This is a genomic window from Flavobacterium sp. LMO8, from assembly GCF_009495755.1.
Taxonomy (GTDB): Bacteria; Bacteroidota; Bacteroidia; order Flavobacteriales; family Flavobacteriaceae; genus Flavobacterium.
The window spans coordinates 44,131-60,294 of sequence record NZ_WIBJ01000025.1; the positions used below are offsets into that span (position 1 = coordinate 44,131).

At 29.2% G+C, this 16,164-nt stretch carries 17 protein-coding genes; 10 read left to right on the forward strand and 7 right to left on the reverse strand.

Going from position 1 to position 16,164, the window contains the following annotated elements; translation table 11 throughout:
* Nucleotides 1-185 precede the first annotated feature (185 nt).
* Nucleotides 186-1,001: a 2,3,4,5-tetrahydropyridine-2,6-dicarboxylate N-succinyltransferase gene (locus GFJ94_RS03340; protein WP_153200174.1), complete on the forward strand. Its 816-nt coding sequence runs from the start codon at nucleotides 186-188 to the stop codon at nucleotides 999-1,001.
* Nucleotides 1,002-1,005: 4 nt separating this feature from the next.
* Nucleotides 1,006-2,058 (forward strand): glycosyltransferase family 9 protein, encoded by a 1,053-nt coding sequence (locus tag GFJ94_RS03345; protein ID WP_153200175.1) that lies wholly within the window; start codon nucleotides 1,006-1,008, stop codon nucleotides 2,056-2,058.
* Here the strand turns inward: GFJ94_RS03345 and GFJ94_RS03350 are convergent.
* Genes GFJ94_RS03350 through GFJ94_RS03365 form a run of 4 tightly spaced genes read right to left on the reverse strand, consistent with a single transcriptional unit; the run spans nucleotide 2,048 to nucleotide 5,441 of the window.
* Complete coding sequence (locus tag GFJ94_RS03350; protein ID WP_153200176.1) at nucleotides 2,048-2,992, reverse strand: NAD(P)-dependent oxidoreductase; 945 nt, start codon at nucleotides 2,990-2,992, stop codon at nucleotides 2,048-2,050. The two genes, GFJ94_RS03345 and GFJ94_RS03350, sit on opposite strands and share 11 nt — an antisense overlap.
* A gap of 5 nt (nucleotides 2,993-2,997) precedes the next feature.
* Nucleotides 2,998-3,816, reverse strand: a complete 819-nt coding sequence (locus GFJ94_RS03355; protein WP_153200177.1) for a glycosyltransferase family 2 protein — start codon at nucleotides 3,814-3,816, stop codon at nucleotides 2,998-3,000.
* A gap of 23 nt (nucleotides 3,817-3,839) precedes the next feature.
* Complete coding sequence (locus GFJ94_RS03360; protein ID WP_153200178.1) at nucleotides 3,840-4,652, reverse strand: glycosyltransferase family 2 protein; 813 nt, start codon at nucleotides 4,650-4,652, stop codon at nucleotides 3,840-3,842.
* A 24-nt stretch (nucleotides 4,653-4,676) separates the two neighbouring features.
* Nucleotides 4,677-5,441, reverse strand: coding sequence for a Kdo domain containing protein (locus GFJ94_RS03365; RefSeq protein ID WP_153200179.1), 765 nt, complete (start codon nucleotides 5,439-5,441; stop codon nucleotides 4,677-4,679).
* Between the two features lie 216 nt (nucleotides 5,442-5,657).
* Between GFJ94_RS03365 and GFJ94_RS03370 the strand changes: the two genes are divergently transcribed.
* Nucleotides 5,658-6,098: a hypothetical protein gene (locus GFJ94_RS03370; RefSeq protein WP_153200180.1), complete on the forward strand. Its 441-nt coding sequence runs from the start codon at nucleotides 5,658-5,660 to the stop codon at nucleotides 6,096-6,098.
* A gap of 337 nt (nucleotides 6,099-6,435) precedes the next feature.
* A complete protein-coding gene (locus tag GFJ94_RS03375) occupies nucleotides 6,436-7,203 on the forward strand; it encodes a class I SAM-dependent methyltransferase (RefSeq protein WP_370513787.1) in 768 nt (255 codons plus the stop codon).
* Nucleotides 7,204-7,223: 20 nt separating this feature from the next.
* On the opposite strand, the gene GFJ94_RS03380 is transcribed toward GFJ94_RS03375, so the two are convergent.
* Both GFJ94_RS03380 and GFJ94_RS03385 read right to left on the reverse strand, forming a co-directional pair.
* A complete protein-coding gene (locus GFJ94_RS03380; RefSeq protein WP_162523782.1) occupies nucleotides 7,224-8,102 on the reverse strand; it encodes an ATP-grasp fold amidoligase family protein in 879 nt (292 codons plus the stop codon).
* A gap of 7 nt (nucleotides 8,103-8,109) precedes the next feature.
* Nucleotides 8,110-9,216 (reverse strand): glycosyltransferase family 4 protein, encoded by a 1,107-nt coding sequence (locus tag GFJ94_RS03385; protein ID WP_153200183.1) that lies wholly within the window; start codon nucleotides 9,214-9,216, stop codon nucleotides 8,110-8,112.
* A 95-nt stretch (nucleotides 9,217-9,311) separates the two neighbouring features.
* Here GFJ94_RS03385 and GFJ94_RS03390 point away from each other — a divergent pair, with 95 nt between their 5' ends.
* From GFJ94_RS03390 to GFJ94_RS03415, 6 genes are all read left to right on the forward strand, one after another.
* Nucleotides 9,312-10,181 (forward strand): ATP-grasp fold amidoligase family protein, encoded by an 870-nt coding sequence (locus GFJ94_RS03390; RefSeq protein WP_153200184.1) that lies wholly within the window; start codon nucleotides 9,312-9,314, stop codon nucleotides 10,179-10,181.
* An 8-nt stretch (nucleotides 10,182-10,189) separates the two neighbouring features.
* Nucleotides 10,190-10,756 carry an L-threonylcarbamoyladenylate synthase gene (locus tag GFJ94_RS03395; RefSeq protein ID WP_153200185.1) on the forward strand — a complete coding sequence of 189 codons (567 nt, stop codon included), beginning with the start codon at nucleotides 10,190-10,192 and terminating at the stop codon, nucleotides 10,754-10,756.
* Nucleotides 10,757-10,821: 65 nt separating this feature from the next.
* Nucleotides 10,822-12,237: a CCA tRNA nucleotidyltransferase gene (locus GFJ94_RS03400; protein ID WP_153200186.1), complete on the forward strand. Its 1,416-nt coding sequence runs from the start codon at nucleotides 10,822-10,824 to the stop codon at nucleotides 12,235-12,237.
* Nucleotides 12,238-12,240: 3 nt separating this feature from the next.
* The gene (locus tag GFJ94_RS03405) at nucleotides 12,241-13,485 is read left to right on the forward strand and encodes a PKD domain-containing protein (RefSeq protein WP_153200187.1); all 1,245 of its coding nucleotides are present in this window, start codon (nucleotides 12,241-12,243) and stop codon (nucleotides 13,483-13,485) included.
* Nucleotides 13,486-13,577: 92 nt separating this feature from the next.
* Complete coding sequence (locus GFJ94_RS03410; protein ID WP_153200188.1) at nucleotides 13,578-14,597, forward strand: COX15/CtaA family protein; 1,020 nt, start codon at nucleotides 13,578-13,580, stop codon at nucleotides 14,595-14,597.
* 44 nt (nucleotides 14,598-14,641) lie between these two features.
* The gene (locus tag GFJ94_RS03415) at nucleotides 14,642-15,412 is read left to right on the forward strand and encodes a CDP-alcohol phosphatidyltransferase family protein (RefSeq protein WP_153200189.1); all 771 of its coding nucleotides are present in this window, start codon (nucleotides 14,642-14,644) and stop codon (nucleotides 15,410-15,412) included.
* Here GFJ94_RS03415 and GFJ94_RS03420 read toward each other — a convergent pair.
* Nucleotides 15,409-16,164, reverse strand: coding sequence for a LytTR family DNA-binding domain-containing protein (locus GFJ94_RS03420; RefSeq protein WP_153200190.1), 756 nt, complete (start codon nucleotides 16,162-16,164; stop codon nucleotides 15,409-15,411). The genes GFJ94_RS03415 and GFJ94_RS03420 overlap by 4 nt on opposite strands.

Sequence of the window (16,164 nt, forward strand, 5' to 3'; positions counted from 1 at the left end):
TCATTGAATTTAACCAATTAATAACGATTTTAAATAAATATGATAAAGAAAACGTTATCGTTAATAACTATTTCAATTTGCTTCAATATTTTTTAAAAAAAACGTAAAATATTTTATTTTGTAATGGATTGAGCTGTAATAATTCTGTAATTTTTACAAAAGATTTTATATTTGCAGAAAAAAAAATGAATAGTTTACAATCTACAATAGAACAAGCTTGGGAAAATAGAACTTTGCTTCAAGAAGACTCAACTCAAAAAGCCATAAGAGAAGTTATTGAATTATTAGATAATGGAAAACTTCGTGTAGCTGAACCAGTTGAAAATGGTTGGCAAGTAAACGAATGGGTCAAAAAAGCAGTGGTGATGTACTTCCCTATTCAAAAAATGGAAACTTGGGAATCGGGTATTTTTGAATATCACGATAAAATGTTGTTGAAACGCAATTATGCAGAAAAAGGAATTCGTGTAGTTCCGAATGCAGTGGCAAGATATGGTGCTTATATTTCTTCGGGAGTAATTTTGATGCCAAGTTATGTAAACATTGGTGCTTACGTAGATGAAGGTACGATGGTAGATACTTGGGCAACTGTGGGAAGTTGTGCACAAATTGGAAAACATGTTCATCTTTCAGGTGGTGTTGGAATTGGTGGTGTTTTAGAACCATTGCAAGCAGCTCCCGTAATAATTGAAGATGGCGCATTCATCGGTTCAAGATGTATTGTGGTCGAAGGTGTTCATGTAGGAAAAGAAGCTGTTTTAGGAGCAAATGTATGCTTAACAGGCTCTACCAAAATTATTGATGTTACAGGTGATGAGCCTATCGAATACAAAGGAGTTGTACCAGCACGTTCGGTTGTAATTCCTGGAAGTTATACAAAAAAATTCCCAGCTGGTGATTATCAAGTACCGTGTGCAATTATCATTGGTCAAAGAAAACCTTCAACGGATTTAAAAACTTCGTTGAATGATGCATTGAGAGAATATAACGTAGCGGTTTAGATTAATGAAAGTACTTGTCATACAAATTAAAATGATTGGTGACGTACTGGCAAGTACTGTCATTTGTGAAGCTATTAAAAAACAGCATCCAAACTGTGAAGTACATTATTTGATTCAAAAAAACACTTTCCCGGTTATAGAAAACAATCCTTTTATTGACAAAGTCTTGTTTTTTGAAGAAGAAAAATACAAAGGCTTAAGTGGATTATTTAGATTAGGAATCGAATTAAAACTAGAAAAATACGATACGGTCATTGACGTTTACGGAAAATTTCAAAGTTTAATTCCAACGTATTTAAGTGGTGCAAAAAAAAGAATTGGAACCTATAAATGGTATTCTAAACTCTTCTTAACAGAAACCGTTATTCCAGACACAGAATGCAATGGAACAGCGAATGCTTTCCGAATTTTATTAGCCAAAACGGCTATCAAAAAAGAAATTCCGCAAATTTTTCCAAAAATTCATTTGACTCCATCTGAAATTGAAAACGCTAAAAATCAAATTATAAGTCAATTAGACGTTACGAAAAAAATTGTAATGATTAGTGTTTTAGGAAGTGGTAAAAACAAAAGTTTACCTGATGCTTCTATGGCAACCGTTTTGAATAAAATAGCCGCAACTGTTGATGTGCAATTGGTTTTTAATTATATGCCAAACCAACAAGAGGAAGCCAAAGCAATTTTTGATTTGTGTGATGCCAATGCACAATCTAAAATTATATTTGATTTTTATGTAAAAGGATTACGCGGATTCTTAGCTGTATTATCGCAATGTGATGCTTTGGTAGGAAATGAAGGCGGTGCCACTAATATGTCTAAAGCCTTAAACATTCCTACTTTTACTATTTATGCCCCTTGGATAAACAGAACATCTTGGAATATTTTTGAAGAAACAGGTTTACACGAAATTGTTCACTTATCCGATTATTTTCCAGACTTATATAAAAACAAACACCCCAAAAACTTTAAAGAAAAAGCTTTGGAGTGGTATGATAAATTGAATCCCGAATTGTTTACCGAAAAATTACAACGATTTGTAAAAAAGATTAGTCAATAAACTTCTCTTTATACCATTTTACTTGTTCTTCAAGTCCTTGTTTTAAGGTTACTTTAGGTTCGTAATTTAATAATTTTCTAGCTTTATCAATAACTGCTGCTGTACGTTGCTGATCGCCTTTTCTTGGAGGTTTGTTATCAATAATTAAGGTTTTATGCATGATTTGCTCTACTGCATTAATTCCGTCTTGCGTAGTATTCACTTCATCAGTACCTAAGTTGATGATTTCGCCATTCACTACATCTTCTTTTCCTATTATAGCTGCTAATCCTTCTACAATATCACCAACATAGGTAAAACTTCTTTCGTGTTTAACGCTACCTTCAAATAATGGAAAAGGTTTATCGTTGTATAGGTTTTCAATTAATTTCGTGTATAATTTTTCTGGACGTTCTCTTGGCCCAAAAACCGAATACAATCGAATGGAACATGCTTTTAATTTCCCTAAACGTTGTAACCCTAATACCAATTGTTCGGCTGCTAATTTTGTAGAACCATAAAAAGAAACAGGTTGTGCCGAAATCTTTTCATCTACTGTAGCTTCAATTCCATATACAGATGAAGTAGCAATATTTACAAACGATTTTAGATTAGGATTATAAGCTAAAACTGTATCTAATAAATTTTGAGTAGCATAAATGTTATTTCTAACATATTCCTCTAAAGTAGTATCGGATGAAATTCCAGGTTGGGCAGCCAAATGATAGATATAATCATATGGTTTTTCGAATACTTTTGACAAGTCATCGTTTAAATCTACTCTAAAGATAGAAACTCCTTTTACTTCTATATCTTTAGCATTCATTTCCTTTAAAGCTGGACTATAATAATCGTTAAAATTATCTAATCCTACTACTTCATGACCTAATGCTACTAATTTTTCACATAAGTGTGATGCTATAAATCCTGCAGCTCCTGTTACTAATATTCGCATACTTATTATTTTTCTTCTCTCTTAATTCCGAAAGGTGTCCATTTAATTTTTTTATCGCGCACTTCTTTTCTAATAGCTAAATTAGCGGCTAACGATTCTGGTGTTTTATATCCACGTGCATGATCTAAGTGTAAAACAATCGCTTTGTGGCGAATTTGTTTCCCTTTAACTCCATAATTCTCTAAACGTTCTCCAAATTCTCTATCCGGTCCACCGTATTTCATTCTTTCATCATAACCGTTGATTGCAATCATATCATCTTTAAATCCAGAAGAATTACAATTGTTAAAAGAAGGTGTTGTAGGCGAAATAATGTCTAAAAACTTAGCAATGATTCCGTCAGATCCTAATTTTAACGAATTAGAAAAATCTAATTTTTCAATTTTATTTAACCATTTCACATCAAAACATCTTTGTGAAACAATATCATCTCTTGTAATATCTTTACTTGTTTTCATTGGAAGTTTGCAATATCCTCCCGATAAAAATTTTCCTTTTTCTGCTTGTTTCGCGTGCACTTCTACGAAATCAGCTCTTGGAATACAATCACCATCAGTCATGATAATATATTCATTAGCAGCTTCTACAATGGCAACATTTAAAATTTCTTGTCTTCTGTACCCTAAATCTTCATGCCATAAATGACGTACTGGAACTGGATAATCTTTAGCATAAGAATCTATTAATTCTTTTGTTGAAGGTCGAGAACCATCATCGGCAATTATTAATTCAAAATCTTTATAAGTTTGTACGCTATAACCTATAAGGACCTTTTCAAGCCATTCCTCTGCATTATAAGTACTTACTACTACTGTTATTTTCATTCTTTATATTTTTTAGAAACGGTTTATTCTGAAACAATTCCGTTTTTAATTCTAATGATATTATGTTTTATATTAAAACGTCTAATTTCTATATTTGCGGCAATTTTTTCTTGATCTGCATATCCTCTTTCATGATGCAAATGTAAGCAAATTGCGTCGTATCTTATTTGTTTTGCTAAGATTCCTAGATTAAACAAACGCTCACCCACTTCTCTATCCAATCCGCCGTAATGCATATCTTGATTAAAACCATTGATAGCTAATAAATCTTCTTTAAAAACAGAAGAATTATGTCCGTTAAAAGTTTTCTTAGTTGTTGTGACCCAATTCATAAAACTTGCAAAATATTTATTCTTTGAAAGCTTAGATACTTTAAAACTAAAATTTAATCCATTACTAACCAACCATTTAATCGAAAAACAATTTTGATTTATGATATCATTTTCAGAAATAAAAGTAGATAGATGCAAAGGTAATTTAAAATATCCACCTGATAAAAAATATCCTTTTTGTTGGTGTTTTAAATGTGCTTTTACAAAGTTTTCTCTTGGAATACAATCACCATCGGTAAAAAGAAGATAATCAGCAGTAGCTTTTAAAATTGCTTTATTTAAAATTTCAGATTTACGAAATCCATTATCCTCTTGCCATACATGTAAAATTGGGTATTTAAATTTAGAAGAAAAACTTTCAATAATTTGTTGGGTTTTTATAGTAGAACCATCATCTGCAATTACTAATTCAAAATCTGTTTCAGTTTGAACACTGTAACCAATTAGCACTTTACGTAACCAATCTTCCGAATTGTATGTTGTAATTATTACAGATAATTTCATCTAATATTATAAAAAGTGAAAATACTACTTTTTCCAGAACTTTAATTTCTTTTTAAGTCTTTTTTTTCTAAAATGTTGTTGTTGAAATTTTTGAGTAGCATTCCACATTTCATCAAAGACTAACTCATTATTTTCTCCAGACAATTTTGCATATTCTTCACTCATTATTTGTACAATATCCTTTCTGGAAGTAAGTTTAGAAAAATTATTCATTCGTTCAATAAAAGTCATTTTTTTATTAAAATTGGTTCTGTTCAAATCAACTAAATAAAAATCATAATTTCCATCTCCTAAATCTTTTATCAGAGTATTGCCTGAAGAATGATCGATAAATTCAATATTTGATTGATGTAATTTATAAGTAAAAGCAACAAACTGTTTTAAAATTGCTGTTTTTTTTACCTCATCATCAATATCTAATAATTCACGAAATCTAAAGTCGGTTTTTAAAAACTCACAAACATAATAGCTTTCATTTAATCCAATTGTATCAAAATTTTCATAATAAGCTATTGGTATTGGAGTACCAATTCCTTTTTGTAACAAAATATTCGCAAATTCAAAAGAACGTTTTGCTTTACTTTTTCTGAAATAAGTATAAATTATTTTATTAAAAATATGAGGCTTTTTAAATGCTTTAACACAAATCGTTAAATTGTCTATTTCAAAAATTTTTAAACTATTTCTGTTTCCTTCATAGATAAAAGTTCCTTGGCGGTAATAATTAACTATGCAATTATAGACAACTTCATTTCTTTTTTCGAAATCGGGATTAAAAATACTTTTCATAGTGCGAAAATAAAACAATGTTGGCTATTTACGTTCAAATATAAATTATTTTATAGATTTGTATAATAAAAAAAACTTAAATGAATATATTCAAATCTATAAAAAGAAATATTACAAAAAGAAATGTTATCCATTCTATTTTAGAAAAAGATCAACAAAACATTGATGTTGTAAATATTCACAGAATAAACTTGAATAATGTAGGGGATTTTTATTGTGCTCCTCATCAATTATTTTGATGTTTTAAAAGGAAAAAGTTTAGATATTTTTGATTACAAAAGTGAAGATAAAACAATTCGCACGCATTTTATAAATGAAATTTCAAATCGTTCCATAATTCTTGGTGGTGGAGGTTTGTTAAATAGAGAAGGATTTGCCTTACAAATGAAAATGTTTGAAAAACTTACCAATAAAGAAAAAAAAATAGTGCTTTGGGGTGTTGGTCACAACGAAAAATCGCCAAAAACCTATGGTAAAGTTTCAAAATACAACATAGACATCAACAAATTTGGATTGGTAGGAACAAGAGATTATAGTATGCCTGGAGAATATGTTCCATGTGTAAGTTGTTTACATCCAATTTTTGATTTAAAAATTGACAACAATAAAGAAATAGGTATAGTATTACATAAGGATACTATAAAAAAGGCAGCATAAATGACAAATTTAAGAATTTTGCAACATTGTCAAATTCTACAAATTTTGAAGATTTAATAAATTTTATTGGAAGACCAAAAAACATAATTACTGATAGTTACCACACCATGTATTGAGCAATGATTATGAAAAAAAGGTAATTACAATTCCTAATTCATCTAAATTTTACGATTTTAAATACAAACCAATTATTTCAAATTTTGAAGATACTTTAAGTAATTTAAATAAAGAAATAATTTATGAGGGCTTTTAGATGAGTGTCGAGAAATAAACTACAAATTTTCGGAGAAAGTTTTTAACAATTTAAATTTGTAATTATTTTTTTAAATTAAGTAAAATCAATACAAAGTTATACCTTTGCATTTTATTAAAACAAACTAAAACCATGAACGATTATAGGTTAATATTTCAAAAAAGAGCAAACGATTACCATTTTGCAATGCAGAAATACCCTAAAGCAAGAATATATGAATTTAATAGCTTAATAGGTACAACTGATTTTTCAAAAGCGATTGAAATTTTAGATATTCCATCTGGAGGGGCTTACTTAAAAAATTTCTTACCTAAACATATTAATTTAACTTCTTGTGATTTTTCGGAAGGATTTACTAATAACGAAATTAAACTTGCTAATCCTGAAAATCTACCGTTTGAATCAAATACTTTTGATTGTATTTTTTCACTTAGCGGTATGCATCATTTAAATAATGTCCCTTTATTTGTAGAAGAATCTTTGAGAATAATTAAAAATGATGGAGAATTTATTTTTGCAGATGTAAAAAAGGGAACTTCTGTAGATGTTTTTTTAAATCAATTTGTTAATGAATATAATTCATTAGGACACCAAGGAAATTTTTTCTTTGAAGATTATTTTATTAATTATCCTACTATACAAAATAAAATTATAGAATGTAAATACAACCAATATCCATTTCTATTTGAAAACAAAAGTGATATGATAATTTTCTTTAGATTATTCTTTGGTTTAGACAAAGCTACTGACGATATTATTTATGATGGTGTAAGAGATATTCTAGGAATTCAAAATACAAAAAACGGTTTAGAAGTAAATTGGGGATTAATACAGTTTAAATTAAAAAAATAATTTAAACTGTATTAAATAAATTATTGAGGCAAATGCATTAAATCACCAAACTCTTTATTAAATCTTTCGATTGAACTTCTAACCAATCCGCCATTGGAAAAGAAGGTTAGTTCACCAAATATAATTTTATTTCCAATTGAATATAAATCAACCCTTAAGAAAACAAACCCCTCAGATAATTTTTCAGCAACCATAATCATTTCATCAAAATTATCTGGTTTTTTAAAATCCGCCTCATAAAATGAAGAAATGTAATCTTCAGGTAAAATTTGATTCCATTCTAAATCATAAAAACTCTTTCTTATATCTTTAGATTTATTTTTTTGAACATAGACATACGTAGGTTTACCATGGAAACAGTGAAACTTATAATCTATTAATTCATCATTATCAATTTCAGAAATATATTTTTCTACTAATATTTTAGGCTTCAAATCTTTATAAATTTTTTCACAAAACTTATAATAATAATTTTCAGCTAAAAACGCATTTAATTTTTTCTTAGTATGCTCAATATTTAATTTAGATTTGTCTTTAACAATTATATTATACCCAGAACCGTGTGTACCTTTTAAAACAAACTGATTTGGTAAATCAATAAAATTTATATCTGAAACCGATACATAAACACCAAAAATGTCGCTTAAATAAGATTTACCAATTTTTTCTTCAACGTAGTTTCTTACCTCATATTTATCAGCAAACTTACCATATTGCTCAGTATATAAATTAAGCTTTAGCCAAAGTAATTTCTCCATAAACTCTTTTGGATTAACTAAATCTGGCTTTACTCCATTTTTTAAATAATATTGATAAATTGTGATTTTAAAATCACTTGCTCCTATTAATTTTAGGATTCCAATATAAGATTTAACTAATTTCCTTTGTAAAAAAAACATATTATCTTTAGTTTGAAACAACAACTTCATTTAATTCTGCAAACATTTTTTTTGCGATTACCTCTTTTGTAAAATTGTCTATTAAAAATTGATGACCATTTGTTGTGCATTTCATTTGCAAATGTTCATCATATAACATTTGTTCCACTTTATCAGCAAATGAGATAGGATTTCCTACTTCAGCTAATAATCCTGTCTCATTATCTATAACTACTTCTGGAATTCCTCCAGCTTTTGCAGCTACAATTGGAACTCTACAAGCATACGATTCTAAAAGAACACCACCAGTTGGTTCATTATTAGAAGTAAATAAGAACAAATCAAACTCTGGCAAAATTTCTGGAATATCTTTTCTAAAACCGGCGAAAATTATATCATTTTGCAATCCTAAAGAAGCTACTTGATCTCTAACTTCCATTTCTAAAGAACCTTTTCCTATTAAAATATATTTTGCTTTTATCCCACGTTTAACCAATTCTGCAACAGTATTTACCCATGTTTTATGATCTTTAAATCCAGTGAACTCAGCAATATTTCCAATAATTTTATAATCGTCTGGTATATTAAACTCTTTATGTAATATTCCTGATTTATTCTGTTTGCTAAACTTTTTAATATCCGTAACGCTTCCAACAACACAAAGCTTAGAATGATCTTTGACAGCAAATTTTAAAACATCTACAACTGGCCCAGAAACACAAATTATTTTCTTAATTCCACTATAGTTATATTTCCATTTTCTAAGCAAATTCGTATCTACACGTCTAATTAAAGTTCTACATAAAACTAAAGGTGTTTTCAATCCATAAAAAAAAGCAGAAAGAACTGCCATAGTATGAGATTGACTATTATGAATAAAAATAACATCTGCATTTTTATCCTTTGAGATTTTAGCAAATTGTTTAGCAAATTTAAAATCATATTCAGACTTATATGGAAACGAAATAACATTCATTCCTTTTTCTATAGCAACTTTATGAACTTCAGAATTTTCAGGACACACAATCCATTGATCTTCTACATAGCCATATTCTTTGAATGCTTCGTATAAATAAATTATTTTTTGCTCGTGACCTCTCCAACCTAATGAGGCCGTTAACTGAATTAACTTCATTTTTAAAAAAATTTAAACAAATATAGTTCCGTTATTTAATTTATACTAGATTATTTAATTAAAAAATAGTTTATATTTACAATCATTTAATTTTCATGAAAAAATATAAAAGAATAATTTTAAGATTATTAAAAAATTTTAAGTTTTTACCGCCAAGCATTTTTATTGCCATCCAATATGAATATGCATTGGAAAAAAAATTAAACTTAAAAAATCCAATAACTTTTACTGAAAAAATTCAATGGTATAAATTATACTACAAAAACCCAATTCTAAAAAAACTTGTAGATAAATTTCATGTTAGAGAATATGTTGAAGTAAAAATTGGAAAGAAATATCTTAATGAATTATATGGAGTATATGAAAGTCCGAAAGAAATTGATTTTGACAAACTTCCCGAAAAATTTGTTTTAAAATGTGTTCATGGAAGTGGATTTAATATTTGTGTAAAAGAAAAATCAATGTTAGATATTAATTACACCAAAAGAATTATTAAAAAGTGGCAAAATAAAAATTTCTATAATAAAGGAAAAGAATGGGCATATAAAGGAATAAAACCAATAATAATTGCTGAAAAATTTCTTAAAGAATTTGACAAAGAAGTAATTAATGATTATAAATTTTTTTGTTTTAATGGCGAAATTAAATTCATACAAATTGACTTAGAACGAAAAACAAATAATTATAGATGTTATTACGACACAAATTGGAATAAACTTTCCTTTTGTACCAAAAACAAAATTATTCATCCAGGTAAAATCGATAAACCGATCAAATTTGAAGAAATGAAAGAAATTGTTCAAAAATTATCACAAGATTTTCCTTTTGTTCGAGTTGATTTATATGTAATTGAAAACAAAATCATATTTGGAGAATTAACATTTTATCCAGGAAATGGAACAATAGAACTTACCCCTTACGAAATGAATTACACAATAGGTGACTATTTCAAACTACCTAATTAATTATTATAATGGACATTAATACCGAAGTACACAACGCATTCGAAGTAATCAAAAACGGAGGCATCATTTTATATCCTACCGATACGGTTTGGGGAATTGGTTGTGATGCTACTAACGAAGAAGCTGTCAAAAAAATCTATGCTTTAAAACAACGTGAAGAAACCAAAAGCATGATTATTTTAATGAATGGCGAACGTATGATGTACAACGTTTTCAAAGAAATTCCAGAAGTGGCTTGGCAAATTTTAGATTTATCAGAACGACCAACGACTTTAATTTTAGACAATCCTCGAAATATCGCCAAAAATATAGTAGCTGAAGATAATACTTTAGGTGTTCGAATTGTTACGGAACCTTTCTGCTTCAAACTAATGGAACGCATGAAAAAACCATTGGTTTCTACTTCCGCAAATATATCAGGAATGTTTACACCAAAAACTTTCAAAGAAATTAGTCCCGAAATTATAAAAGGTGTCGACTATGTAGTAAATTTGCACCACGATAAAGTTTGCAAAAATCCTTCTACAATAATTAAATTAGGTTTAGATAGCCAAGTAAAAGTGATTCGCAAATAATTTCGTTTTGAGAACAAAGTATCCAACAACTTGAAACTTTGAACTTGAAACTTGAAACAAAAAGCATGAATTACAAACAACATATAGAACACAATATATTCAAAATCATTTCGCAAGCAGCGCAAGAACTTAACTTGGAATGCTACGTAATTGGTGGTTTTGTACGCGATATTTTACTGGAACGAGACCATAAAAAAGACATCGATATCGTTGCTGTTGGTAGCGGAATTGAATTGGCTATAAAAGTCTCTGAATTGATTCCCTTTCATCCAAAAGTACAAGTTTTTAAAAACTATGGAACAGCCATGTTGCGTTATGATGACATTGATGTGGAGTTTGTTGGCGCTAGAAAAGAATCATATACTCATGACAGCCGAAATCCTTTAGTAGAAAACGGCACGTTAAAAGATGATCAAGAACGAAGAGATTTCACTATAAATGCTTTGGCTTTTTCATTGAATTCTGAAAACTTTGGCGATTTAGTTGATCCTTTTAACGGTGTGGAAGATTTGAAAAATAAAATTATCAAAACACCTTTAAATCCAGATATTACCTATTCTGATGATCCTTTACGAATGATGCGTGCCATTCGTTTTGCTACCCAATTGAATTTCGAAATTGAATCTGAATCTTTAGAAGCGATTTCTAACAATAAAGACCGAATCAACATCATTTCTGGAGAACGAATTGTTGATGAATTGCATAAAATTTTAGCTTCAGAAAAACCATCAATAGGATTTTTACACTTGTATCAAACCGGTTTATTAGAAATTATTTTACCTGAACTAACCGCGTTGAATAATGTTGAAGAAGTTGAAGGACATACACACAAAAATAATTTTTATCACACCTTAGAAGTAGTAGATAATATTTGCCGAAACACCGATGATGTTTGGTTACGCTGGTCGGCATTATTGCACGATATAGGCAAAGCACCAACTAAAAGATTCAACAAAAAACAAGGTTGGACGTTTCACGGTCATGAATTTTTAGGTGGAAAAATGGTCAAAAAAATATTTGAGCGTTTACACATGCCTTTGAACCATAAAATGAAATTCGTTCAAAAAATGGTCATGATGAGTTCACGCCCAATTGTAATTGCGGAAGATATTGTTACCGATAGTGCAGTTCGTCGTTTGGTTTTCGATGCAGGAGAAGATATTGATAGTTTGATGACCTTGTGTAAAGCAGACATCACCACAAAAAATCCAAAGAAGTTTCAAAAATACCATAAGAACTTCGACATTGTAAAACAAAAAATTGTGGAAGTGGAAGAAAAAGACCGAGTTCGTGTTTTTCAACCACCTATATCTGGCGAAGAAATTATGGAGCTATTCGGATTAAAACCTTGTAGAGAAATTGGAATTCTAAAAGAAGCTGTTAAAGAAGCTATTTTAGAAGGTGAAATTCCAAATGAATATGAACTTGCAAAAGAGTTTGTCTTGAAAAGAGCTGAAAAATTAGGGTTAAAAAAAATATAGTTTATGAAATTAAAAGTAATTTTACTCGTTTTCATATGCACCTTTTCGTTTAGTCAGACTACTAAAAATGTTTTATTTCTAGGTAATAGTTACACAGGAGTAAATAATTTACCTTCTCTAATAAAAAGTGTTGCAAACTCAACAAATGATGATATTATATTCGACAGTAACACACCTGGAGGTTATACTTTACAAGGTCATAGTTCAAATACAACTTCACTGAATAAGATTATGCAAGGAAATTGTGATTTTGTTGTCTTACAAGAACAAAGTCAATTACCATCATTTACATTAGCAACTGTTCAAACCCAAGTATTTCCATTTGCTACACAACTAAATAACGTAATAGAACAATATAATCCATGTGCTGAAACTATTTTTTATTTAACATGGGGCAGAAAAAATGGTGATAGTTCAAATTGTGCAAGTTGGCCACCCGTTTGTACTTATGAAGGAATGGATGATTTATTATTAGAAAGATATACTACAATGACAACTGATAATGAAGCAATTATGGCTCCTGCCGGTGCTGTTTGGAGATACTTAAGAACTTCAAACCCTGAAATTGAATTATATACTTCAGATAATAGTCACCCATCTTTAGCCGGAAGTTATGCGGCAGCAGTAACTTTTTATACTACAATTTTTAGAAAAGACCCAACACTAATATCATTTAATAGTAGTTTATCTGTTACAGATGCAAACAATATTAAACAAGCCGTAAAAACAGTTGTTTTTAACAATTTAAACAATTGGTTTATTGGAAATTATGACACTATTTCAGGTTTTACATTTTCAGAAAATTCAAATACATTTTCTTTTACAAATACGTCTCAAAATGCAACAACCTATGCTTGGGATTTTGGTGATGGAAACACCTCATCTGAAGAAAATCCTACACATATTTTTACTTCAACTGGTAATTTTACAGTAACTTTAACTGTAACTAAATGTGGAATATCAAACCAAAGCAGTCAAAATATATCTATTACAAATTTGGGATTACCAAATGAAACAAGTAGTAAAATTATTTTTTACCCAAATCCTATCCAAGATGTTTTAATAATTGAAAACGCTAACATTAAAAACATTAGATTATTTGATGTTTTAGGAAATAAAATTGAGATGAAAATTCGAAAAGAAGATTCAAAAATTAACATTGATTGTTCCACATTAGCCAAAGGTTTTTACTATTTACAATTGGAGAATGCTAATGGAAGTTTTACAAAAAAAATAGTGAAAAATTAATTCTTAAATTTATATAAATAATTTATAAGTTGTTAAAGCAATTTTCAAATGAGTAATATGTAAATTTGAAGTACTTTTGAATATCAAGAAATATGAAAACTAATAAATCAGTTATTTACTGGCTACTTTCGGGATGTATTTTATTATTTATCATGGTAACTGTGGGAGGAATTACTCGTCTTACCAATTCAGGTTTATCGATGACCGATTGGCATTTAATCAATGATACCTTCCCTCCTATGTCGGAAGAAAAATGGGTGGAAGCTTTTGAAGAATACAAGAAATTTCCAGAATACCAAAAAGTAAATCAATTCAAAGATTTTCAATTAGACGATTATAAATTTATCTTCTTTTGGGAATGGTTTCACCGTTTTATTGGTCGTATTATTGGTGTGGTTTTCATTATTCCTTTCATTTATTTCTTAATCAAAAAACAATTAGATAACGAAACCATAAAAAAATGCTTGATTTTATTAGGAATGGGCGCTTTTCAAGGGTTTTTAGGTTGGTTCATGGTAGCCAGTGGATTAAAAGACATGCCTGATGTGAGTCACTTCAGATTAGCCATTCACTTAACGTTTGCTTTTATTACGTTTGCTTACACACTTTGGGTTGCCTTAGATTTAATTTATCCAGAAAGAAAATTACCAGTTTTAGAATTACGAAAAATTGCTCGCATTGCTTTGGTAATTCTAATTATCCAAATTATTTATGGCGGATTTGTTGCAGGATTAAATGCAGGATTAATTCACAATCATTGGCCTTTAATGAGCGATGGACAATTATTCCATGAAAGCATTCAATTAGAACAATCGAATTTACTTTTAGCATTCACAGAAGGTAAAAGTGGTGTTCAATTCATACACCGAACCTTTGCTTATGTTGTGGTTGGAATGATTGTTTTCATATTCATTAAAAGTAGAAAATTTGTATTAGACAAAACACAAGATAACGGAGTTAAAACGTTGTTAGTTTTTGTGTTTATTCAATTCATTTTAGGAATTTTTACTTTGTTATTCCATGTGCCACTTTGGTTAGGATTAGCACATCAAATTATGGCGTTCTTTTTATTGACTGCTATGACATTTTCTTTGCATCGATTTTCAAAATAAATAATTCCGACTATATTGTCACAGTTCTTTGTTATTAACTTTAAATGTCAAAATTAAATGCTTCGGATAAATTTTTAGATTTATCTGACTACGGAAGATCTTTTGGTAGGTTTTTCGCTCTTCAATTAAAAGAAACTCGATTTACACCAATACATGTAACACTTTTATTTGGGTTTTCTGGCTTACTTGCTATATATTGTATTTTAAATGAGTTCTATTTTTCAGCTGCTATTTTTATCATCTTAAAATCTGGTATTGATGCTGCTGATGGTGAATTAGCTCGATTGAAAAACACACCATCATATGTAGGTAGATATTTGGATAGTGTGTTTGATATTTTCTTGAACTTTCTTTTTCTTATGACAATTTGTTATGTTTCAAAAACAACAATTTGGTTTGCTTTACTTGCTTTTGTTGGCATTCAATTACAAGGAACACTTTACAATTATTACTATGTAATTTTAAGAAATAAATCGGTTGGTGGCGATAATACAAGTAAAATTTTTGAATACAAAACTCCAAAGGCATTACCAGGTGAAACACAAAAAGCAGTTAATGTTTTATTTTGGATTTATACCATTGTTTATGGTGTTTTTGACAAAATCATTCACTTTTTAGATGCAGAAGCCTATAAAGTAAAAACATTTCCAAATTGGTTTATGACATTACTTTCGCTTTATGGATTAGGCTTTCAATTGTTGATTATTGCCTTCATGTTACCTATAGGATGGATCGAATTCATTGCTCCATTTTTTATTATTTATTCTTTTTTGATATTTGTTCTAATTGGGATTAGAAAAACTTATATTCATTAACCAATCCACTCTTTAAAATCCCCAACACGTTCTCGAGCTACAATAACCTCATCGTCTTTGTAAGTTGGTAAAATAATTTTTAATCTTGAATTAGAATAGACTTGAATTTCCTTTACCGCTTTCAACGGAACAATGAATTTTCGGCTTACGCGATAAAAATCTTTTGGATTGATTTCAGTTTCTATAACTTCTAAAGTCGAGTCAATTAAATAATCCCTATTGTCTAAAGTATGAATATATGTTCCTTTGTTTTCGCTGTAAAAACATTCGACTTCATCAATGGAAATCACTTTTAATTGTTGTCCAATTTTTACTGAAAATCGCTTTTTATATTCTTTTTCCACTGGATTGACTAACATTCGCTTAATCGCTTCAAAATCTAAACTCGAAATCGTATTTTTTTGAAATTGATTTTTGAATTTTGAAATTGCAATTGAAAGTTCTTCTTCATCAATAGGTTTCAACAAATAATCAATACTATTCAATTTGAAAGCTCTCAAAGCATATTCATCATAAGCGGTTGTGAAAATCACGGCACTTTTAATATCGATTTGCTCAAATATCTCAAACGACAAACCATCAGACAATTGAATGTCTAAAAAAATCAAATCAGGATGCGGATTATTTTGAAACCATGAAATAGCTTCTTCCACAGAATGCAACATGGTATTCACTTGCAAACCTAATTTTTCTACTTTGCGTTGCAACAATCGTGCTGCTGGTTTTTCGTCTTCAATAATGATGATATTCAT